Here is a 22,283-nt window from a genome sequence, read left to right on the forward strand (position 1 = left end):
TTGGCAATGAATAACAAGAAAGCGGTTACATTATTGTCTGTAATGTTGTTTTTTGTTTTGCTTTTAGCGGGATGTGGGGGTAATAGTACGTCGAATTCTGATGGTGATTCAAAGGTCATTAAGTTTATGCATTTGTGGCCTGAAGGTAGTTCCAAAACGCACAATGAAATTGTAAACGATATCATTGCGGATTATGAAGAGCAGAATTCTGGTGTGAAGGTTGAATTAGAGGTTTTAAGTAATGAACAGTACAAGGATAAAATTCAAGTATTGTCAACATCAGATGAGTTACCGGATGTAGGGATGACTTGGGCAGCTGGATATTTACAACCATATGTGGATGGTAAGAAGTTTACACCGCTAGATGATGTAATTGAAAGCGATTTGAAGGATAGCTTTGTATCCGGAACAGCAGAAGCGTATGCGATAGACGGTAAAACATACGGGTTGCCATTAGAACTTAATATCGCAACAATCTTTTATAATAAAGCTATTTTTGAAGAGTACGGTCTTGAGGTACCACAAACACTTGAGGAATTAGAGCAAGTAATTCAAACCTTAAATGATAACGGAGTAGCGCCAATTGCGCTAGGTAATAAGGATCGTTGGACAGGTTCATTATGGTATATGTATTTAGCAGATCGTATTGGTGGATCAGATGTGTTAACAAATGCTATCAACCGCACAGGAACATTTGAAGATCCTGCTTTAGTGCAAGCGGCTGAAGAGGTCCAGAATCTTGTGAATATGGATGGGTTTGTTAAAGGATTTAATGGATTAGCAGATGAAGAGGCAAAGAGCATGTTTATGAATGAACAAGCAGCAATGTACTTAATTGCAACATGGGATTTACCAAACTATACGACCAATGAAGATGTACCACAGGAATTCAGAGATTCTGTAGGTTACTTTAACTTCCCGACAGTTGATGGGAAAGGTGATATGAATAGTTTTGTTGGAGGACCTGGGGTTGGATTGTTTGTAGCTGAAGATTCAGAGGTCAAAGAAGAGGCAAAAGACTTCGCAGCATTTTTTGTTAAGGAATGGGGAGAGAAATCAGTGACACAAGCTGGTGTTATTCCAGCAACGAAGCTAGATGCTGATTCCCTAGACCTTCCACAAATGTATGTGGATGTTTTAGAAGATTTAAATTCAGCAAGTAACCTTACTTTATTTGCTGATGTTCAAATGAGTCCTGATACAGCGGAGGTTCATTTGGATATGATTCAAGCGATATTTGGTAATGAAGTAACGCCGGAAGAGTTTGCTAAAAATCATGAAGATGCATTAGCGGCGGAATAATCAGCTCAGCTATCGCAGTTACTTGCTGTACGCTAATATATCAGTTTTCAAGATTACTAGAATTCAGTTGAAATCCGGCAATAAGAAAGAGGTTGGGACAAAAGTAAAATGAGAAAATGAACAATGCACTGTTTTAGCGAGGTATTTTCCAAAGCGAACATTGTGCGCAAAGTTCGGATTTTATCTTCTCAAACATCTTATGTCCTAACCCTTTTTTCTATATTAAATGATTTGGGGTTGAATACATGAACAAGGTTATGTCCAATAAATGGATAATTGCTTTATATATTCTTCCTGCACTCCTATTAGTAGCCGTACTTATTTTTATTCCATTAATTTTGACGGGATATTATGGACTAATGGATTGGGATGGTATCGGAGAGATGAATTTTATTGGGCTAGAAAACTATATTTCGGCCCTTCAAGATGGGAAGTTTTGGGATAGTGCATGGCATTCTCTACTTCTAGCACTCTTTTCGACAATTAGTTTAATTATATATTTAGTAATTTCACTTATTCTTGCATCTAAGATAAAGGGTGCGAGTCTCTTGCGGAAAATATATCTTATACCAATGCTTTTATCCTCTGTAGCGATAGCACAGCTTTGGATAAAGGTATTTAATCCAACTAATGGAATGCTAAACCATATTTTAATGGCAGTAGGTATTGAAAATCCTCCTGCATGGCTAGCAGAGCCTAACATCGTTTTATTTGCCATATTTGTCCCGATACTATGGCAATATGCTGGATTTTATATTTTGATTTATTATGCTGCCCTAAAAAATATACCGGAATCAATTATAGAAGCAGCGAGAATTGATGGGGCGACACCTTTTCAAATTGCATACCGGATTAAATTACCTTTAATTATGGGAGTAGTAAAATTAACGATTGTCTTAGCGGTTGTTGGTTCTTTAAAATATTTTGATTTAATTTACGTAATGACCGGTGGAGGACCAAATGGCGCAAGTGAAGTAATGGCTTCCTATATGTATAAATTAGCCTTTTCAAGTAATGACTTTGGCTATGGGAGTGCGATTGGCTTCTTGTTATTGCTAATTACGTTACTAATTACGGTAATTGTTCGGAAAGTAACAGCTACAAAGGAAGAAATTCAGTATTAGCGGAATTAAAAGGAGGTGTTCCAGATGAAACGTATTGGATTCCTATTTTTATATCTTTGTTTGGGAATCGTAGCGTTGTTTCAGATTTTCCCTATTGTTTGGTTATTCTTGTTCTCGTTAAAAGATAATCGTGAAATCTTTTCAGGATCACCATTTGCATTACCTTCTGAGTTTCGGTGGGAAAACTATTTAAAAGTATGGGATAGTGGAATTGGTACGTATTTCTGGAATAGTTTATGGATTACAGCAGTTGCTATTCTACTGACGCTATTTTTAGCAAGTATGGCCACTTTTTCGATTACGAGGATGCAGTGGAAGCTAAGTAAGCTCGTGTTGGGATTGTTTATGGTAGGATTAATGATTCCGATTCATTCCGCGATAATTCCTTTATTCAGTATGTTCTTGAATGTTAATCTGATTGATAATCCATGGTCGATTGTTATCACGTATACAACGTATAATCTACCAATTACCATTATGATTTTATTAGGGTTCTATTACACCTTGCCACGTGAAATTGAGGAAGCAGCAATCATTGATGGATGCTCGGTTCATCGGATGTTCTTTCGGATCATCCTACCAATGACAGCCCCTGTACTATCGACGACAGTAATCATCAATATGATTTACAACTGGAATGAATTTGTATTTGTAAATACCTTTATCAGTTCAGATATGTATAAAACATTAACAGTTGGTATTCAAAACTTTATCGGTCAGTACATGACGGATTGGGGAGCAATTGGAGCTACCTTAATTATAAGTGTACTACCAATTTTGCTGGCATTTGTGTTCTTTAGTAATAAAGTTGTGGAAGGAATTTCAGCAAGCGCAGTGAAAGGGTAGGTGCTAGTGCCCGTTAGTTTTCCTTCTTTTCTTGAACGTTGTTAAACGCGTTTAAAGCAATCCACATCGTAATAAAAGCATAGATGCTTGCACCGAAAATAAAGAATAGAGCAGGAATAAGCACCATTAGACTATAAGCTGAAACTAAACATAGCAAGATTAAAAGGTTATTAATTGGATGGATTAACATAATTAAAAAAGCATTTTTAATTATGTGTAGTGTTGTTAGTTCATAATGCACGAAGGCAGGAAAAATGTAAAATATAAACAAAAGAGATACTAGCATAAAGGAAAAAAGTGGAATAGATACCCACTTGAAATCACTAGTTATATGGGAATGAACGAATAATATATCAAGGCCAATTAGTACCATAATTAGAGTGATGAATATGCCTAACACATTGCTTTTTACAAAATCTTGTTTAAAAAAATTCCAATAGGATTGAAAGACAGGTATATCTGTTTTTCCTCTCAGCCATTCTCTCATGATAGCAAACAGGGCAATGGTTGAAGGAAAGACGCCTAGCACAACGCCACCTAAAAGGGTGAAGGTGAGCCACAATATGTTAACATAAGCGAATTTGGTAATCCATTCTAGAATTGTGTATAGCCTAGTGCTTACATGATTCATGTATGAGACCTGTTCAATCGTAGGGAATAGTCTATAAAACTAGTTCTTTAGGCCAATTAATATTGTACATGATGTAAGCGATTTAATATAGTATAAAATACTTTCTATGTTTAATGAATGAACTAAAGGTATTGATTATAGCTTCAGCTGATTTTTATACATTACTTAGGAGGGAATTTATAATGACTTATTTTGAAGGTATTAACAAAATTAACTATGAAGGATCTTCATCAACTAATCCTTATGCATTTAAATTTTATAATCCAGGAGAAAAAATTGGCGGAAAAACAATGGAAGAAATCCTACGTTTTGGCGTCGCTTATTGGCATACGTTTACAGAAGATTTATCTGATCCATTTGGTGTCGGAACTGCGATTCGACCGTGGAACAAGTTTACTGGATTGGATTTAGCTAAGGCACGTGTAGAAGCGGCATTTGAGTTTTTTGAAAAACTAGGGGTACCGTATTTCTGTTTTCACGATGTTGACATTGCACCTGAGGGAAGTAGTTTACGAGAGTCCAATCAAAACATCGATACAATCGTCGCAATGATTAAGGATTATATGAAAAATAGTAAAACAAAACTGCTTTGGAATACCGTTAACAATTTTACACACCCTCGTTTTGTCCATGGTGCTGCATCATCTAGTAGTGCGGATGTTTTTGCATATGCAGCTGCAAAAGTAAAAAAAGGATTAGAAGTTGGTAAAGAACTAGGTGCAGAAAATTATGTGTTCTGGGGTGGTCGTGAAGGGTATGAGACACTACTCAATACGGATATGAAGCTTGAGTTAGATAACCTTGGCCGATTCTTCCATATGGCGATTGATTATGCACGTGAAATTGGTTTTGATGCACAGTTTTTAATTGAGCCAAAACCGAAGGAACCTACATCACATCAATACGACTTCGATGTGGCGAGTGGCTATGCTTTCCTGCAGCATTATGATTTACAGGATCATTTTAAGTTCAATATTGAAGCGAATCATGCAACCCTTGCTGGGCATACATTCGAACATGAATTACGATATGCTAGAGTCAATGGTATGCTAGGCTCTGTTGATGCCAACCAGGGCCATCCATTATTAGGATGGGATACAGATGAGTTTCCATCTGACTTATATGCTACTACACTAGCGATGTATGAAATTATTAAAAACGGTGGACTTGGACGTGGCGGATTGAACTTTGATGCGAAAGTGCGTCGTGGTTCGTTTACACCAGAGGATTTATTCCGAGCGCATATAGTTGGAATGGATAGCTTTGCAGTAGGATTAAAAGTTGCACAGAAATTAATGGATGATAACGCGCTAGATTCTATCATTGAGGAACGATATAGCAGTTATAAGGAAGGTATTGGACGTGAGATGGTTGAGGGTAAGACAGATTTTCATCAGCTAGAAGAGCATGCTTTAGCTTTAACTGAAATCAAACAACAATCAGGGAAGTTAGAATCAATAAAAGCGACCATTAATCAATATTTGTTAACCGCATATGCAGGTGAATGATTAATATTGCTTAAGATTAATGAGGTGCTGTTATGAAATATGTAATCGGAATAGATTTAGGGACTAGTGCTGTAAAAATACTTCTTGTCAACCAGTCTGGAGAAGTCGTACAGGAAGTTTCAAAATCTTATGCATTGATTCAGGAAAAAACAGGCTATAATGAACAAAATCCAAGTGATTGGGTAAACCAGACAATCGAAGGACTATCTGATATATTACAGGATTTTAACGGTAATCCGGAAGATATAGAAGGTATCAGTTTTTCAGGGCAAATGCATGGCTTAGTTTTACTGGATGAACATAACGAGGTATTGCGCAATGCTATCCTTTGGAATGATACACGTACGACTGCTGAATGTAAGGAAATTGAAGCGGTTGTTGGGAAGAAGCGGCTTTTGGATATTACAAAGAATCCTGCATTAGAAGGATTTACCTTGCCGAAACTTTTATGGGTCAAAAAACATGAGCCAGAAGTATTTCAAAAGGCAGCAAAGTTTGTTCTTCCGAAAGATTATGTACGCTATAAACTAACTGGAAAGTTACACATGGATTATTCGGACGCTGCTGGAACTCTCTTACTACATGTTAGTAAACGGGAATGGAGTGAGGAAATTTGTAAGCTTCTTCAGATCCCAATTGAGCTTTGCCCAGTATTAGTCGATTCCCATCAAGAAGTAGGCTATGTTACCGAAGAAATAGTGAAGCTTACAGGCTTATCTCCATCCACACGCGTATTTGCAGGTGGTGCCGATAATGCTTGTGGAGCGATTGGGGCTGGCATTTTAGAGGAAGGGAAGACATTATGTAGTATCGGGACTTCTGGCGTTGTACTTTCCTACGAATCTAGTCCGGATAAGGATTTTCATGGGAAGGTTCATTATTTTAACCATGGTGCAGAAGCTGTCTATTATACGATGGGAGTCACACTTTCAGCGGGATATAGCTTAACATGGTTCCGGGATGTATTTGCTAAAAATCAGTCTTTCGAAAACTTATTATCGGAAATTACTTCTGTACCGATTGGTGCAAATGGATTGTTATTTACACCGTATCTTGTAGGGGAAAGAACCCCTCATGCGGATGCGTCTATCCGTGCAAGTTTTATCGGGATGGATAGTTCACATGAACAAAAACATTTTGTTCGTGCCGTTCTTGAAGGAATCACTTTTTCATTACAGGAATCGATTGCGCTTTTTAGAAAGTATGGAAAAAGAATTGATACGATTATTTCCATCGGTGGTGGTGCCAAGAGTGATGAATGGCTTCAGATACAGGCGGATACGTTCAATGCAAAAGTTATTCGATTAGCTAGTGAGCAAGGGGCAGTGATGGGGGCTGCAATGCTTGCTGCCTATGGTTGTGGCTGGTTTAAGTCGTTAAAGGCGTGTGCGGATGAATTCTTATCAGTAGATCGTACATTTATGCCAATTCAAGAAAATGTACAGCAATATCAAAAGCTATTTTCTATTTATCAAGAAGTATATCAGAACACAAAAGGTTTAAACGAAAGCTTAGTAGCATTTCGAAAATAACTAGAGTTGATGAACGAGAGCTGTCTAAGTTGCACTTGAGATAGCTCTCGTTTGGCTTTTAATTAATTAGTCTCGCCATGTCGGATTGCTTTTCGAGCTAATTTATCTGCATGATTGTTTTCTTTTTCCGGTATCCATTTAATAAAGAAGTATGGGAATTTACTGGTCAATTCCCGTACAGTCTCTAGTAAGGGGAGAAAGGATTTATTTTTGGTAAAGTCATTATCGATGACTTGAACCACTGTTTGTGAGTCAGAGCGGAATGATAATATTTCCTCAGGGAATTGTTCCAGACAAATTTCAAGTGCTTTAATCAACGCATGGAATTCAGCTTCGTTGTTAGTCATGTCTTCAAGCGGGATACTATATTCATAGTACTTACCACTAGCCTTTATATAAACTCCAGCACCGCTTTTACCGGGATTTCCACTTGATGCGCCATCTGTATATACTTCAATCATTAGTTGCACTCCTAGGATTCATTAAATGTTAGATGTTGCTTCCGATTGTTAAGGCAATCGCACCTTTAATGCCTTGTTCATCATTTAGTTGTGGTGCGACAATAAAATTCTCGATGTTTTTTGTGTCCACATAGCCATTTGCCAATTGAATCACTTTTTTTCGTACTAGTGGATAGAGTTGTGTTTGCTTCATAACACCGCCACCTAAGATGATTTTTTCTGGTGATAAAATTAGCATGTAATTGATGATCGCTTGTGCTAAGTAATCTGCCTCAAGCTCCCAAACCTCAGGATTGTCAGTAAGTAGATCTGCTTTTTTGCCATAGCGTTTTTCAAGCGCTGGTCCAGAAGCGATGCCTTCTAAGCAAGCTCCATGGTAAGGGCAGTTTCCTGCAAATGAATCGTTTTCTCTTTTTTGAACAAAAATATGCCCCATTTCTGGATGGCTTTTTCCGATATAGGTTTTACCGTCCTGTACAAATCCCGCTCCAATTCCAGTTCCTACTGTTATGTAAAGTACACTTTTTACATCCTTGGCATTTCCGTATTTGTGCTCCCCAAGTGCTGCGGCATTCACATCGGTATCCAGCGTAATCGGGACAGCATGGTCATTTTGTAATTGACCTAATAAGTTGTAATGTTTCCATTGTGTTTTTGGCGTATTTAGGATGAAACCATATGTGGGGCTCTCTTTAGTTAAGTCAACTGGGCCAAAGCTACCAACTCCAAGGGCAGTTATGTCATGGTGACTAAAAAAGTGCTTTACTTTAGCCAATGTCGTTTCTGGATCGGATGTCGGAAAGGTTGTCTTGGAAATAATATTTCCTACTTCATCACCAACAGCACATACAAATTTCGTGCCACCAGCTTCTATTCCACCAATTAGCATAGCTTCATCTCCTAATTCATTAAGTACAACTCTAAAATACCATATAATTTCTTTCTAAGCATGGTAAAATACAAGAACAAGTTGTTTTACGATAAAGTTATGCAGAGCTGAAAAATATATAAATTAATTAAAGGCGGGGAAATGATGAGAAAACCAAAGATTGCGATGGTCGGACTAGGTGGAATTGCTCAAAAAGCTTATTTACCTATTTTAACGAAGGAGCTGGAATGGGAATTCACCGGGGCATATACACCTAATGCCGAAAAAAGAAAGCGAATATGTTCCCAATACCGCATAACCCCATTTTCTAGCTTAGCTACGGTAATGGACAATAGTGATGCTGTATTTGTCCATAGTTCAACAGAATCCCATTTTGAAATCGTATTAGAGCTCCTGAGAAACGGGAAAGATGTCTATGTGGACAAGCCTTTAGCAAACACGATAGAAGAAGCGGAGAAGCTTGTAGAGGTAAGCGAGAAATATGGAAGAAAACTGATGGTAGGCTTTAATCGCCGCTTTGCTCCGATGTATGTTCGCTTGAAAGAAGAAGCAGAACAAGTGTCGGCAATTTACATCGAAAAACATCGGGTAAATGGTGTAGGACCAAACGATTATCGATTTACCATGATGGATGATTATATTCATTTGGTCGATACCGCACTTTGGTTAGCCGATGGTGATTTAGAGTTAAAGTATCAGCAGGTAAAAATAAATGAGTCTAAGCAGTTACGATATACGCAGCATGTATTGGAGGCACCGGAAGGACAATTGGTCAATACCTCCATGCACCGTAACGCTGGGACGAATCTTGAGCAGGTAGAAATAGTTACATCAGGAGCGATGTTACGGGTTAAAAACATGCAGATGATGGAAGTGGAAAAACAGGATAAACTCATGATTGAAGTTGCACCACGCTGGGATTCTATTTTAAAGCAAAAGGGATTTGAAGATGCGGTGTTCCACTTTATCAACTGTGTGCAACATGATAGCCAGCCAATGGTTGACGGACTAGCTGGGTTGAAAACGCAACTAATGATTGAGAGATTGATAAGGAAGTATGATGGGTAGAGGAATAATATGCTTCTAGTGTGTCTAACTTAATTATCGAGAAATAAAGCCTATATCACGTTGTATGTGGTATAGGCTTTATTTTTTGTGTAATAATCCGGAAGATATCTTTCGAGACTGTAGCTTTTGGTAGATAATGAAAACGCTTAATCATTTCCTCCTTATAGGGGAAAAAGAATGTGTGTAGATGTAAGCGGTTTTATATTACGATTATGATAGAAACTCAAACATAGTAAATATACATCTCTAGGAGGAATAATAAATGAAAAAAATTTTATTGGCTTGTTCTGCGGGAATGTCTACTAGCTTGTTAGTAGCTAAGATGAAGGAAGCTGCTGAAAAAAGAGGAACAGAAGTAGAAATCTGGGCTGTTGCTCAGGATAAGGCACCAAGTGAAATGAAAAAGGCGGATGTGTTATTAATTGGTCCGCAAATGAGATTCATGAAGAAAAAGTTCGCTGTTGTTGCCGAAGAGGTTGGCATTCCACTAGATGTCATTGATCCGGTAGCATATGGACGAATAGATGGAGAAGCAGTACTAAATAAAGCGATAGAATTAATTGGTGAGTAAATCACTTTAGGGGGAAATTAAGAATGAATAAATTTATGGAGTTTTTGGAAAACATCCTGTTACCGATAGCGGATAAATTAAATAACAACCGTTATCTATCTGCATTACGTGACGGCTTCATGGTGGCATTGCCATTAATCATTTTCGGTTCTATTTTTGTTGTAATTGCAAACTTCCCATTTTTAGATAAGTGGATTAGTGAAGATGCGTTTGCGGCCTATCAAGAGGCGTTAGGACCAGCATCGGCAGCGACATTAAGTATCATGGGTCTATTCGTAATTGTTGGGATTGGTTATAAACTTACGGAACGTTATGAGTTAGAAGCTATTTACGGTGGTGTCGTTGCATTAGCAGCATTTCTTATCTTAACACCACAAGTACTAGAGGGTGTTTCTGGCGTAATTCCTACTGCGAGCCTAGGCGCACAAGGGATGTTCTTAGGAATCATTACGGCATTTGCATCAGCGGAGCTTTATCGTTTCTTTGTGAAGAAGGATTGGACAATTAAAATGCCTCCAGGTGTACCTGGTGCTGTTGCAAAATCGTTTAGTGCATTGATTCCTATCACATTAACATTATCTGTATTTCTAATTATTCGTATTCTATTCAGCCTTACATCGTTTGAGACGGTACAGAATTTCATCTATACGATTATTCAAGAACCGCTTACTAATTTAGGGAGTGGGTTAATCGCGACACTTATTGCTGTCCTCTTGATTCAAGTATTCTGGTTCTTTGGTTTACACGGTCAAATCATTGTAAACTCTGTATTTGATCCAATTTGGTATACATTAAACGACGAAAACCTGAAAGCCTTCCAAGCAGGTCTAGAACTACCAAACGTGGTAACAAAACAGTTCATCGATACATTCTTGGTTGGTATGGGTGGATCTGGAATGACATTAGCCGTTGTAATTCTTATCTTTTTAATTGGTAAAAGTAGACAAACAAAGGAATTAGGTAAACTTGGTGGACCAGCTGGAATATTTAACGTAAACGAACCGATTATTTTTGGTTTGCCGATTATCATGAATCCATTAATTCTTATTCCTTGGATTGTTGCACCAGTAGTGATCACGATTATTACGTATTTTTCTATGTCAATGGGATTAGTTCCAAAGCCAGCCGGAATCATTGTTCCGTGGACAACACCACCACTTTTAAGTGGATTCTTAGCAACCGGTAATGCTTGGCAGGGTGCTGCTTTACAATTATTTAACTTACTAGTGGTTATGGTTATTTGGTGGCCATTCCTAAAAATTCTTGATAAAAACTATTATGAAAACGAGAAAAAAGGCGAAGCAAGCAATTAAATTAAGTGGTGGCTCCTTTAGTTTTTTTGGGAGCCCTTCCTATTTATGAATAGTGCAACTTAGAGAGGTGGATTTTTTTATGGACAACATTACAGAAATCGCATTCCAAATTATTTTATATGCTGGAAATGGTAGATCTAGTGCAATGGAGGCTATTCAAGAGGCTAAAGAAGGCAACTTTGAAGAGGCGGATCGTAAAATTGAAGAAGCTGGTGAAGAGTTAAGTAAAGCCCATGGGTTCCAAACCAAATTACTGCAAGAAGAGGCAAGTGGTGAAGGTACTAATGTAAATGTAATTTTAATTCATTCACAGGACCATCTCATGACAGCTATGACAGTAAGAGATTTAGCCATTGAGATTATTGAAATTTACCGAAATAAATAATCGGAGGGACAACGTATGACTTTACAGTATAAATTTCCAGAAGGCTTTTGGTGGGGAAGTGCAACCTCTGCTACACAAATCGAGGGTGCAGCAAATGAAGGTGGTAAAGGCAAAAATATTTGGGATCATTGGTATGAAAAAGAGTCCAATCGTTTCTTTGAAAATGTAGGTCCAGAATCAACCTCAGATTTTTACCATCGTTATAAAGAAGATGTGCAATTAATGAAACAAATTGGTCATAATACCTTCCGTATGTCGATTTCTTGGGCAAGGTTAATTCCTGGTGGACGTGGGGCGGTAAACCAAGAAGCAGTTACATTTTATAACAATGTGATCAATGAATTATTAGCAAATGACATTGAACCGTTTGTTAACTTGTTCCACTTTGATATGCCACTTGAATTGCAGCAAGAAGGTGGATGGGAGAGTAGAGCAGTTGTTGATGCTTATGCGGAATATGCGAAAGTAGCCTTTGGTTTATTCGGTGATCGTGTCTCAAAATGGTTTACGTTCAATGAACCAATTGTTCCGGTAGAAGGTGGATATCTATATGATTTCCATTATCCTAATATTGTTGATGCCAGACGTGCTGCACAAGTTGCTTATCATACGATGATAGCACACGCAAAAGCTGTAGAGGCTTTCCGTACGTTCAACATCCAAGATGGTAAAATTGGAATTATCTTAAACCTAACACCGTCCTATCCTAGAAGCCAGAATCCTGCTGATTTAAAAGCTTCACGTATTGCGGATTTATTCTTTAACCGTAGCTTCCTAGACCCAGCAGTTCTTGGTGCGTATCCACAGGAATTAATTAATATTTTACGTGAGCATGGCCAGTTGCCTACTACCGAAAAAGGAGACAGTGACCTGCTTAAGGAAAACACTGCCGATATTTTAGGGGTTAACTATTATCAGCCACGTCGTGTGAAAGCAAAAGATCATTTACCGAATCCATATGGTCCATTTATGCCGGATTGGTTCTTTGATAATTATGAAATGCCAGGACGTAAAATGAACCCGTATCGTGGTTGGGAGATCTATGAAAAAGGTATCTATGATATCATGATTAACCTGAAAGAAAACTATGGCAATATTGAATCCTTTATTTCAGAAAATGGGATGGGAGTTCAAGATGAGGAGCGCTTCCTAGAAGATGGTGAAATTCAGGATGATTACCGTATTGATTTCATACGCGAACATTTAAAATGGTTGCATCAAGCGATCGAAGAAGGATGTAATGCGAAAGGGTATCATTTATGGACCTTTATGGATAACTGGTCTTGGATGAATGCCTATAAAAATCGTTATGGCTTCTTCTCCGTCGATATTAAAACGAAGGAACGAACACCGAAGAAAAGTGCACATTGGATTAAACGTGTATCAGAAGATAATGGGTTTTAATGCAAGTAATATAATCTGAGATGAGGTGAATGGAATGGATGGGATCAAAATAGTCACCATAGGTGGCGGATCGAGCTATACACCAGAGCTTATCGAAGGTTTTATCAAGCGCTATAACGAATTACCTGTTCGTGAACTATGGCTAGTAGACATTCCTGAGGGAAAAGAAAAACTAGAAATCGTTGGTGGTTTAGCAAGACGTATGGTGGAAAAAGCAGGTGTGCCGATAGCTATACACGTATCATTAGACCGTAAAGAAGCCTTACGTGATGCAGATTTTGTCACGACACAAATACGTGTGGGACTATTGAATGCAAGGGCGAAGGATGAATCTATCCCATTAAAGTATGGGGTGATTGGACAGGAAACGAATGGTCCCGGGGGTCTAATGAAGGGCTTGCGTACGATCCCAGTAATTTTAGAAATTTGTAAAGATATGGAAGAACTTTGCCCAGATGCATGGTTGATTAATTTTTCTAACCCTGCTGGAATGGTCACGGAAGCGGTACTGCGCTATAGTAATATTACCAAAACGGTTGGTCTGTGTAATGTTCCAGTTGGAATGCGGATGGGTGTAGCAGAAATGCTAGGTGTTGCTCCAGAGCGTGTGCATATTGATTTTGCGGGGTTAAATCATATGGTATTTGGTCTAGCCGTTTATCTTGACGGTAAAGTGGTGACCGATAAGGTACTTGAAATGCTATCCAGTGGTACCAGTATGACAATGAAAAATATTGTTGATCTTGGCTGGGAAACAGCGTTTATCCAAGCGCTTGGGATTTTACCATGTCCGTATCATCGGTATTATTACCAAACAAGTAAGATGCTTGAGGAAGAGCAACAGGATATGCACGAACATGGAACACGTGCACAGGTTGTGCAAAAGCTTGAGAAAGAATTGTTTGAATTATATCGTGACCCAGATTTGGCAGTTAAACCATCGCAGTTAGAGGATCGTGGTGGAGCTTACTATAGTGATGCTGCATGCGAATTAATTAACTCCATCTATAATGATAAACGTGATATTCAACCGGTAAACGTTCGAAATAACGGTGCAATCGCAAGCATTCCTAATGATTCAGCGGTTGAGGTAAATTGCGTAATTACGAAGGATGGTCCAAAGCCAATAACTGTTGGTGATTTACCAGTAGCAGTTCGGGGATTAGTCCAACAAATTAAATCATTTGAACGGGTTGCAGCTGAAGCGGCTGTTACAGGAAATTATGATAAAGCATTACTAGCAATGACAATAAATCCATTAGTACCCTCTGATACAATTGCTAAAAAAATATTAGATGAAATGTTAGAAGCACATAAGGGTTATTTACCACAATTTTTCCAATCTGTTGTATAATTGTCGTAACAAAAGTTAAGGTTCTGGTTCTCAAGTGGAATCAGAACCTTTTTCTTAAGTACTACTCAGGAGGAAAAATAACTAGGTCTATCGATCCTTACGTACACACAGAACATAGACAACGTATAGAAGGAGAATTAGCACATGTTAAACTCCAGAATGGAAACGATTTTACGTGAAATCATGGCAGCGGAAACACCAGTTACAGGGACTTATTTGGCTAATCTAAATCAGGTTACTACTCGAACCAATCGAGAGGATATTAAGGAACTTACAGCTATTCTAGCTAAGCATGGGGCGCATATCGAATCCTTAATGGGTAAAGGATATCAGTTTGAAATTAATGATGAAAAGCTTTTTCGTAATTTCTTAAAAGAACTTACTGGTAGAGATGACAAGAAAAAAGTATCCGTTCCTAAAACTCCAGAAGAGCGTGCGAATTTTATTATTAGACGTTTGTTACTAAGTGAAGATTATATTAAGCTGGAAAATTTGGCAGATGTAATGTACATTAGCAAATCAACAATTCAGAATGATTTAAGACAAGTGAAAGAAATATTAAGTAAGTATGATATTCATCTAGAGGCACGTCCGAGCTATGGAATAAAGGTAATTGGAAGTGAAGTGAAGCTTCGTTTTGCTATGTCAGAGTATGTATTTAAACGTAATGATGAAGTAGGAATCGATTCTATGATTGATTCGTTAAAGCAAGTGGATCTTGATACGATTTCAGCTATTATTATAAATCAAATTAATACGCACGATATCACGCTTTCGGATATTGCTTTGCATAATCTATTGATTCATATCGCAATAGCATACAAACGAATTAACAGTGGTTATCATGTGACGCTTTTTCATAAGGACTTGGAGCATATTTTAAAACAAAAGGAATATAAAGTTGCCAAGGAGATTGTTAAAGCGGTTGAGGATAATTTTGAAGTGTCTTTTCCACGCGAAGAAGTGGCTTATATTGCCATCCATTTGTTAGGCACTAAAATGCTTTCACAAACAAATGAGGCAGTTGAATCCGTAATGGATGAAGAAATTTTAGAAATCGTAACCTTGGCATTGGAGCGAATAGAAAATGAATTTAACCTTGGTATACACGATGATCAAGAATTAATACTTGGATTAAGCTTACATTTGAAACCCGCAGTTAATCGGTATAAATATGGGATGAATATCCGAAACCCAATGCTAACGGATATTAAGAAAAATTATCCGTTAGCATTTGAAGCAGCGGTAGTAGCAGGTCTTGCAATTGGCGCAGCTACTCGGACAGAAATAGATGAGAATGAAGTGGGTTATTTGGCCCTTCATATTGGCGCTGCCATTGAAAGAAGGAAATTAAAATCAGGACCGAAGCGTTGTCTAATAGTATGTGCATCCGGACTCGGAACGGCCCAACTGATTTACTATAAGTTAAAGAATCAATTTGGAAAGAACTTAGATGTCGTAGGTACAACGGAATATTATAAGCTACACGAATATAATCTATATGATATTGATTTCATTGTTAGCTCTATTCCAATTGCTGAGAAGCTATCTGTTCCAGTTATTCAAGTAAATGCGATCGTAGGAGAGCAGGATCTTCACCTTATAGAGCGCTATGTCATGGAGAACAATCAGTCGGTATATAACTATTTTGATCAAGAGCTTATGTTTTTGAGACAAAATTTATTTTCTGTAGAAGGAGTCTTAGAATTTTTGGCTAATACGCTAATAGATAAAAGGTTAGTAGACGAAGATTTTCTGGAGGCTGTTTTGGAAAGAGAAAGAGTTGCGCCGACCTCCTTTGGGAATCTAGTTGCAGTCCCACATCCAATTACTCCGAAAACAGAAAAAACTTTCTTAACTGTTTGTACGTTGGAAAAACCGGTCATGTGGAAGGATAAACCTGTACAATTTGTTTGTTTATTATGTGTAGAAAAAAATAGTCAGGTAGATTTACAAGCGATGTATGAGATAATTGGGATGATTATTGAGAGTAGTTCAATTGTACAAAAGCTGATTAAGGCACAGAGCTATAATGAGTTTATGAAGGTATTAGAAGGTATAATGTAATAAAACAGCTTTGACTAGGAGCAAGGTTTGAGAGAAGGGTACTGATGGGAATTCTATTTCAAGAAATTGTATTACACAAGTTGAAAATGCGGATGCTCGACTCATTTTCTACGAGTTTTGGGACCATGCAGGATAAAGAGTTTTTTATTGTCGAGGCAATTGATACGCTTGGGAATCGTGGCTACGGCGAGTCAGTGGCGTTTACGGTCCCGTGGTATACAGAGGAAACTGTAAAAACAAATGAACATATAATGGTAGATTTTCTAATTCCGATGTTAAAGCAAGCAGAGATTGAACATCCAGATGAAGTGTTCCAACTTTTCTCCACGATACGAGGGAATAATATGGCAAAAGCGGCTATCGAGGGTGCCGTGTGGGACTTGTATGCCAAGCGGAATGGGATTTCTTTAGCTAAGGCGCTTGGTGGTGAAAGAAGTGAGATTGAGGTTGGAATTAGTATTGGCATTCAGCCGTCCATGGAACAATTGTTAGAGAAGATCGCAGGTTTCTTGGAGCAGGGCTATAAGCGGATTAAGCTGAAAATTAAGCCGGGACATGATGTTGAGGTGCTTCGTGAGGTACGAAGGAATTTTCCTGCTATACCACTTATGGCGGATGCTAATTCTGCTTACACATTGGATGATATTCCGTTGTTGCAGCAGCTGGACGAGCTTGATTTAATGATGATTGAGCAACCGTTACAGCATAATGATTTTATTGATCATGCAAAGCTTCAGGCAAAGTTGAACACGCCAATTTGTTTAGATGAAAGTATTACGTCACTATATGATGCGCAGAAGGCGATTGAGCTAGGAGGCTGTAAGATTATTAATATTAAGATTGGTCGAGTAGGTGGTTTATCAGAGGCGAAGCGTATCCATGATTACTGTCAGGACATGGGTGTTGCCGTTTGGTGTGGTGGAATGTTAGAAGCAGGAGTAGGAAGAGCACATAATATTGCGCTTTCCACGTTATCTAACTTCACTTTACCTGGGGATTCTGCGGGATCCTCTCGCTATTGGAAAAAGGATATTATCAAACCAGAAGTAACCGTTGAAAATGGCATTATCACCGTGCCAACAGCCCCGGGAATCGGCTACGAACTAGACGAAGCAGCACTAGCAAAATTCAGGGTGCCTGTCACCACCCGAAATTTGTCGAATTAATATGGTCAAAAAAAAGCCCCAGAATCAGCTGATTCTGGGGTAATGTATTTTTAAGGGAGGGGTTACACAATTCATAACAACAGCTATTTTGCATCAAAATAATCTACTAATCCATCCGTGATTGCTTTTGCCACAGATTTTCGATATTCTTCAGTTTGAATTTTTTTGAGATTTTCTGGATTAGTCATGAAGCCTAACTCTAGTAATATAGCAGGTTTAGTATTGTTTTTTAAGACATAAAATGTAGCGTGTCGGACACCGCGATCATTCATCGCAACATTTTCCATCAGTGCAGCGTGAATTTCCTTGGCAAGCTGTGCACTAGTTTTTTCATTATAATAGTAGGTATTAATACCATTGACTGCTGGATCGTTAAAATAGTCATAATGGAAGCTGATGAATGCATCGATATTCTCGGTGTTACTTTGGTTTACCCGTTTTTCAAGCGATATAAACGTGTCATTATTTCTGGTGAATTGAACCGTAGCTCCTTCTGATTCTAATTGCTCGGCAACCTCTTCTGCAGTTAGAAGTGTGAGATTTTTTTCATACACGCCATCATTTGTTGCGCCAGAATCCTTTCCGCCATGACCAGCATCGACTAAAATACGATGACCTTCTAATTGGTCTTTGGTGACAACAATAGCATTTTCAGAAATTTGCATGTCATTTGCTTTCAAGAAGCCCTGTGGTAAATTGATTATTCCTTCTGTTGCGTGTTCCAGTGAGTAAGTAGGCGGTTCTTCTTCGGTTACTGATTGTGCTGATTCTTTAGGTTCTTTTGTTTCTTGTGCTTTTGTTTTCGTTTCATCTGCTGCATCACTGGTAGCTTCAACAGATGTTTCCTCCAATAACAGTAGGTACTGGGAAGCAACCCACACTGGCTGGCTATCAAAAAATGTTTTGTACCACCCATTCTTCTCCTCAAAAACCCTTAGCTTATTTCCGGCTACTAATTGGCCAATAATAGCTGCTTCGATATCTGGATTGGTTCGCATATTTAAATGGTCGGAAGTTACTTGGTATAAATTTGCTGGTTCATCCTTTGCCTCTGCATGGACTAATTGATCAGGTGCAATTGCTAGTAGGAAGAGCAATACACTTAACGATAAAATCATTGTACAATACTTTCTCATAATCTATCATTTCCCTTCTCGTAGATTCCTAATTTACTAGACAGGATGACCTGGAAATACTAGATTTATACATGGTAGAATAGAAAAAAAGTTCGACAAAATTCGGGTGGTGACAGGCACTTGTTCCGTGTTTGGCTTTATAAGGAAAAAGAAGATGGAAAAGGCGGTAGTGCCAATGGAGCAAGGTAATGCTACCGATGGGAGTAAGCAAAAGAATCAGGAACATGTGGCGAAAAGGAAGGGTGAGATAGGTGAGTATAAAATCAATATTCAATTAGATCAGCTTCCTAAGGAATATAGACATTTGGTAGATATTATGGTCGAAAATCCAAAGTCTACTTCTGGTTACTCGCAAATTGACCATGTACTCTTAACACCTTATGGAATATTTGTGATTGAAACGAAGAACTACCAAGGGACTATTTACGGGGGGAAGAATCGGAAACAATGGTCTGTAAATGGCAAATTTAAGATGATGAACCCATTCAAAAAAAGCCATAGGGGCATATCTTCAGAGAAATGTGTGGTATGTCATAAACAGGTTACAGATAAAGTAGCAGATTTTTGTAAGAATAATAAACGATTTGCCGGAAAAATATATTGTTATGACCATCAAAAGAATATTGGAAAATAAGAATAGCGAAAAACCAACTGAGACTGTAAACAGTTGGTTTTTTCATATTCTGTCAAAAAAAATAGAATAGAGCTTATTAATCTATTGATACCACTAATTTATTACGAAGTTTCACTTACCATCAGATATTAATCGACAAAATTCGGGTGGTGACAGGCACCTCTACTAGTTCTATATTCATGGGGATTTAGTAGTGTTTGTTAGGGATTGATATGTGGTGTTGTGTTAGAAATGATGCTATGGGTAGGGGGTTTCTACAGGATTAGGATTTTTTCTTCTATGTTCTTATTTACGCTTGCAATTCTCAACATTATTTTCGGTCTATTAATCTATTTTTTGAAACTATCATACTATTTAATAAATAGTATAATTTTCCGATTTTTTATTTTGATTTTTCTGTTAATATGGGGTCATTGAGGCGTGAGTGAGCCAAATGACTCACATATTTGATAGAGAGGATCGGTGATAGTGAGAAAAATAGTAATCGGAATTCTAGTAATCATTCTTCTTATGCTAGTAAAAGAGACTTATGTATATGCTAAGGATGACAATAGTAGTCTATTACATAGGTTTGGCTTACAGGAAATAAGTAGGAATGCAGAAGAGTGGCTTACCGAGAAGCGGAATCTGTTGTCAGCATTTTGGACCAACCAGCAACGTGAGCGATCATCGAAAGTAAATACAGATATAGACGGAATATCACATGATTATTCCAATCGTACTGTCATGGAAATTGATACTTATACTAATCGCTATTTGACTAATATCTCAACCATGGAAGGAAGTTTAACGCGTGAACGTATTTTCCTTGATTATGAAGCGGTAAAAAAAGAAAACATACATGGTGAAATTACAGAAGAGATTGGGGAATATCTTCAGGATTTATTAGAATCAACCAAATAAAAAACAAGAACGGAAAGGGAGTAGGAGTTAATGAAATTAGGAATTGGTTCTCTGAAAAAGAAAGTGATTGTTGGCGTAGTAGCAGTAGGGGTGTTCACAAGCTCAACAGTAGCATTTGCGAATACCGATGCAGGAGCAAAATTACGGGAATGGTATCAAGGAATGTTTAATCAATCTGTTGAGGATATTGGTGAAGAGGTTACCGCTTATGGACAAAGTAAGCTACCAGGTTTAGCTGCGGAATACAATGCAATTAAGGATGAAGCACAGGTTGATATTGATTTATCAAGAGAGTTAGAATCTGGACAATCTATTGAAGAAATTATTAATGCTAAATTAAGTCATATCGAATCATTAGATGCAGAACAACAAGCTATTTTATCAGAGATTGGATTAGAGTATTATGATGTGTTTCTTGATGGATACTTCCAAATTCAAAACCTATCCGCTCAAGGCTTAAACTATGCTACTAATGATTTGACTTCTTTCACAGGTGCTGCTGGACAAGCTGCCGTTGAGCAATTGACAACTGATATTAACACTGCTCGTGATGAAGCTGTAGCTGAGTTAGAGGAAGCAATCCAACAAGCACAAGAGGCATTGGCAGCTGAAATAAATAATCAAGAAGAAATCACAGTTCGTAACTTGAAGAATCAAGTTGATTGGACAATTGAAGATTTACGTGGCCAAGTGACCGCATTACTTGATTCATTAGTGGAAGAACAACAAGCTATCATTACCGCTAAAGCGCAAGAATTAGAAGATGCAGCTAAAGCCGCATTAGACAGTGTTGTAGAAGGAATTAATGAGTAAATGATATCCAGGTAGGATCTCTAGCAATAGAGGTCCTACTACCAATTGGGAGGTACATGTTATGAAAGGAATCAAGCTCCCTAAAAAGCTGATAAGTGTGATTGTGATAGTTGTCGTACTAGGAAGTGGTGTCAAGATTGCTTTTGCCGATCAGGACATCTCTTTTATGCTGTCCAAATGGTTTGATAACAAAACACAGGAATCCATTTCGGAGATTGATCAGGCAATTGAAAAAGAACAGATGGAACAAACAGAGCGACTAAAAAAAGAGCTCCAGGATGCGATTCAAAACGCAGAGGAGCAGCTCGATACGTTTGTGGATACGGAAAAAACGACTAGAGTACAGGAATTAGAGGATTACGCAACTGATTTAATCCAAGGTATTGATATGGAAACAGATGCGAGTCAGGAAATTAAGCAGCAACTAGAACAAATTTTACAGCAGGCGAAAGACGAAATGAATGCAGTCGTTACCTCCAAACAAGCGTCGCAATCAGCGGACGGACAAAGCGACGATCAGGAAGAGGATGAAGTCACTTCAAACCAAGAATAACGAAAGGCAAAGGTGATGCTAATGGAAACGAATATCGCACTAGAGAATAAAATTGGAACAGCAACTACTACAGCTGAGAAGAAATCAAGTTTTTTGAGCTGGGTGATCTTTCTAGTTGTTACCGGTTGTTTATTTCTTTTAATTAAATATGCCATTAGTTTTACGGTTATTTCTGGTAATTCGATGAATCCTACGTTAGAAGATGGGGACGTATTGCTAACAAATCAAATAGCCTATACGGTAGAAACAGAGGATATCGTTGTTTACCGAGATGAGGGTGGATTCCATGTTATTAAGCGTGTGATTGGATTACCGGGTGATCGGGTTGCGATTGAAGATGGTGTTGTCTTTGTCAATGGTGAAGCATTGGAAGAAGCCTATACGACCGGACTCTCAATTGATATGCCTGAAATGGTAGTACCTGATCATGCGTATTTTCTAGTCGGAGATAATCGTGTACCTGGTGCGAGCTTGGATAGTAGAAGTGAGCAAGTTGGAGCAATTAATGAAGAGCAAATTATAGGAGAAGCGGTTGTGTCATTGCTTCCTTTTGGAGGTCTTTAGACTGTAAACGCGGCTAGCAAAAAGCAGACTTCGTAACGTTTTAAAATTGGAATATACCT

The 22,283-nt window shown here is 38.1% G+C and carries 22 protein-coding genes; 18 read left to right on the top strand and 4 right to left on the bottom strand.

From position 1 onward, the window contains the following. The first annotated feature begins 6 nt into the window (after positions 1-6). From JF53_RS16915 to JF53_RS16925, 3 genes are all read left to right on the top strand, one after another. Positions 7-1,302: an extracellular solute-binding protein gene (locus JF53_RS16915; protein WP_047982726.1), complete on the top strand. Its 1,296-nt coding sequence runs from the start codon at positions 7-9 to the stop codon at positions 1,300-1,302. Positions 1,303-1,547: 245 nt separating this feature from the next. After that, the gene (locus JF53_RS16920; protein WP_047982727.1) at positions 1,548-2,426 is read left to right on the top strand and encodes a carbohydrate ABC transporter permease; all 879 of its coding nucleotides are present in this window, start codon (positions 1,548-1,550) and stop codon (positions 2,424-2,426) included. A gap of 24 nt (positions 2,427-2,450) precedes the next feature. Then, positions 2,451-3,272 (top strand): carbohydrate ABC transporter permease, encoded by an 822-nt coding sequence (locus JF53_RS16925; RefSeq protein WP_047982728.1) that lies wholly within the window; start codon positions 2,451-2,453, stop codon positions 3,270-3,272. Between the two features lie 13 nt (positions 3,273-3,285). Here the strand turns inward: JF53_RS16925 and JF53_RS16930 are convergent, their stop codons facing one another. Further along, positions 3,286-3,903, bottom strand: coding sequence for a YesL family protein (locus tag JF53_RS16930; protein ID WP_047982729.1), 618 nt, complete (start codon positions 3,901-3,903; stop codon positions 3,286-3,288). 182 nt (positions 3,904-4,085) lie between these two features. Between JF53_RS16930 and xylA the strand changes: the two genes are divergently transcribed. Then, positions 4,086-5,411, top strand: coding sequence for a xylose isomerase (xylA, locus tag JF53_RS16935; RefSeq protein WP_047982730.1), 1,326 nt, complete (start codon positions 4,086-4,088; stop codon positions 5,409-5,411). 32 nt (positions 5,412-5,443) lie between these two features. Further along, on the top strand, positions 5,444-6,943 hold the full coding sequence (xylB, locus tag JF53_RS16940) for a xylulokinase (protein ID WP_047982731.1): 1,500 nt from the start codon (positions 5,444-5,446) through the stop codon (positions 6,941-6,943). A 62-nt stretch (positions 6,944-7,005) separates the two neighbouring features. Here the strand turns inward: xylB and JF53_RS16945 are convergent, their stop codons facing one another. Together JF53_RS16945 and JF53_RS16950 are read right to left on the bottom strand one after the other, a co-directional pair. Beyond that, positions 7,006-7,404 (bottom strand): ribonuclease HI family protein, encoded by a 399-nt coding sequence (locus tag JF53_RS16945; protein WP_047982732.1) that lies wholly within the window; start codon positions 7,402-7,404, stop codon positions 7,006-7,008. 28 nt (positions 7,405-7,432) lie between these two features. Then, a complete protein-coding gene (locus JF53_RS16950; RefSeq protein ID WP_047982733.1) occupies positions 7,433-8,293 on the bottom strand; it encodes an ROK family protein in 861 nt (286 codons plus the stop codon). Between the two features lie 144 nt (positions 8,294-8,437). On the opposite strand from JF53_RS16950, the gene JF53_RS16955 reads away from it, so the two are divergent. The 8 genes from JF53_RS16955 to menC all read left to right on the top strand — a co-directional run bounded on the left by JF53_RS16955 (position 8,438) and on the right by menC (position 17,621). Beyond that, positions 8,438-9,361, top strand: a complete 924-nt coding sequence (locus JF53_RS16955) for a Gfo/Idh/MocA family protein (protein WP_047982734.1) — start codon at positions 8,438-8,440, stop codon at positions 9,359-9,361. Positions 9,362-9,623: 262 nt separating this feature from the next. After that, complete coding sequence (locus JF53_RS16960) at positions 9,624-9,932, top strand: PTS sugar transporter subunit IIB (RefSeq protein WP_047982735.1); 309 nt, start codon at positions 9,624-9,626, stop codon at positions 9,930-9,932. A gap of 23 nt (positions 9,933-9,955) precedes the next feature. Further along, positions 9,956-11,245 carry a PTS cellobiose transporter subunit IIC gene (gene celB, locus JF53_RS16965; RefSeq protein WP_047982736.1) on the top strand — a complete coding sequence of 430 codons (1,290 nt, stop codon included), beginning with the start codon at positions 9,956-9,958 and terminating at the stop codon, positions 11,243-11,245. Between the two features lie 79 nt (positions 11,246-11,324). Continuing rightward, positions 11,325-11,630, top strand: coding sequence for a PTS lactose/cellobiose transporter subunit IIA (locus JF53_RS16970; RefSeq protein ID WP_047982737.1), 306 nt, complete (start codon positions 11,325-11,327; stop codon positions 11,628-11,630). 15 nt (positions 11,631-11,645) lie between these two features. Continuing rightward, positions 11,646-13,034 (top strand): glycoside hydrolase family 1 protein, encoded by a 1,389-nt coding sequence (locus tag JF53_RS16975; protein WP_047982738.1) that lies wholly within the window; start codon positions 11,646-11,648, stop codon positions 13,032-13,034. A gap of 34 nt (positions 13,035-13,068) precedes the next feature. Then, complete coding sequence (locus tag JF53_RS16980) at positions 13,069-14,388, top strand: 6-phospho-beta-glucosidase (RefSeq protein ID WP_047982739.1); 1,320 nt, start codon at positions 13,069-13,071, stop codon at positions 14,386-14,388. A gap of 144 nt (positions 14,389-14,532) precedes the next feature. Continuing rightward, entirely contained in the window at positions 14,533-16,455 is a 1,923-nt protein-coding gene (locus JF53_RS16985) for a BglG family transcription antiterminator (RefSeq protein ID WP_047982740.1), read from the top strand. A gap of 44 nt (positions 16,456-16,499) precedes the next feature. Next, entirely contained in the window at positions 16,500-17,621 is a 1,122-nt protein-coding gene (gene menC, locus JF53_RS16990; RefSeq protein WP_047982741.1) for an o-succinylbenzoate synthase, read from the top strand. An 83-nt stretch (positions 17,622-17,704) separates the two neighbouring features. Here menC and JF53_RS16995 read toward each other — a convergent pair whose 3' ends face one another. Next, a complete protein-coding gene (locus JF53_RS16995; protein ID WP_083443676.1) occupies positions 17,705-18,757 on the bottom strand; it encodes an N-acetylmuramoyl-L-alanine amidase in 1,053 nt (350 codons plus the stop codon). 154 nt (positions 18,758-18,911) lie between these two features. Here JF53_RS16995 and JF53_RS17000 point away from each other — a divergent pair, with 154 nt between their 5' ends. The 5 genes from JF53_RS17000 to lepB all read left to right on the top strand — a co-directional run bounded on the left by JF53_RS17000 (position 18,912) and on the right by lepB (position 22,224). Then, positions 18,912-19,391, top strand: coding sequence for a nuclease-related domain-containing protein (locus JF53_RS17000; RefSeq protein WP_053072064.1), 480 nt, complete (start codon positions 18,912-18,914; stop codon positions 19,389-19,391). 468 nt (positions 19,392-19,859) lie between these two features. Next, complete coding sequence (locus tag JF53_RS17005) at positions 19,860-20,294, top strand: hypothetical protein (RefSeq protein ID WP_047982742.1); 435 nt, start codon at positions 19,860-19,862, stop codon at positions 20,292-20,294. Positions 20,295-20,324: 30 nt separating this feature from the next. Further along, complete coding sequence (locus JF53_RS17010; protein ID WP_047982743.1) at positions 20,325-21,107, top strand: hypothetical protein; 783 nt, start codon at positions 20,325-20,327, stop codon at positions 21,105-21,107. 61 nt (positions 21,108-21,168) lie between these two features. Next, positions 21,169-21,660 (top strand): hypothetical protein, encoded by a 492-nt coding sequence (locus tag JF53_RS17015; RefSeq protein WP_047982744.1) that lies wholly within the window; start codon positions 21,169-21,171, stop codon positions 21,658-21,660. Positions 21,661-21,681: 21 nt separating this feature from the next. Continuing rightward, positions 21,682-22,224 (top strand): signal peptidase I, encoded by a 543-nt coding sequence (gene lepB, locus JF53_RS17020; protein ID WP_047982745.1) that lies wholly within the window; start codon positions 21,682-21,684, stop codon positions 22,222-22,224. Positions 22,225-22,283: the final 59 nt, after the last annotated feature.

Source organism: Ornithinibacillus contaminans (genome assembly GCF_001038425.2).
Lineage (GTDB): Bacteria > Bacillota > Bacilli > Bacillales > Amphibacillaceae > Ornithinibacillus > Ornithinibacillus contaminans.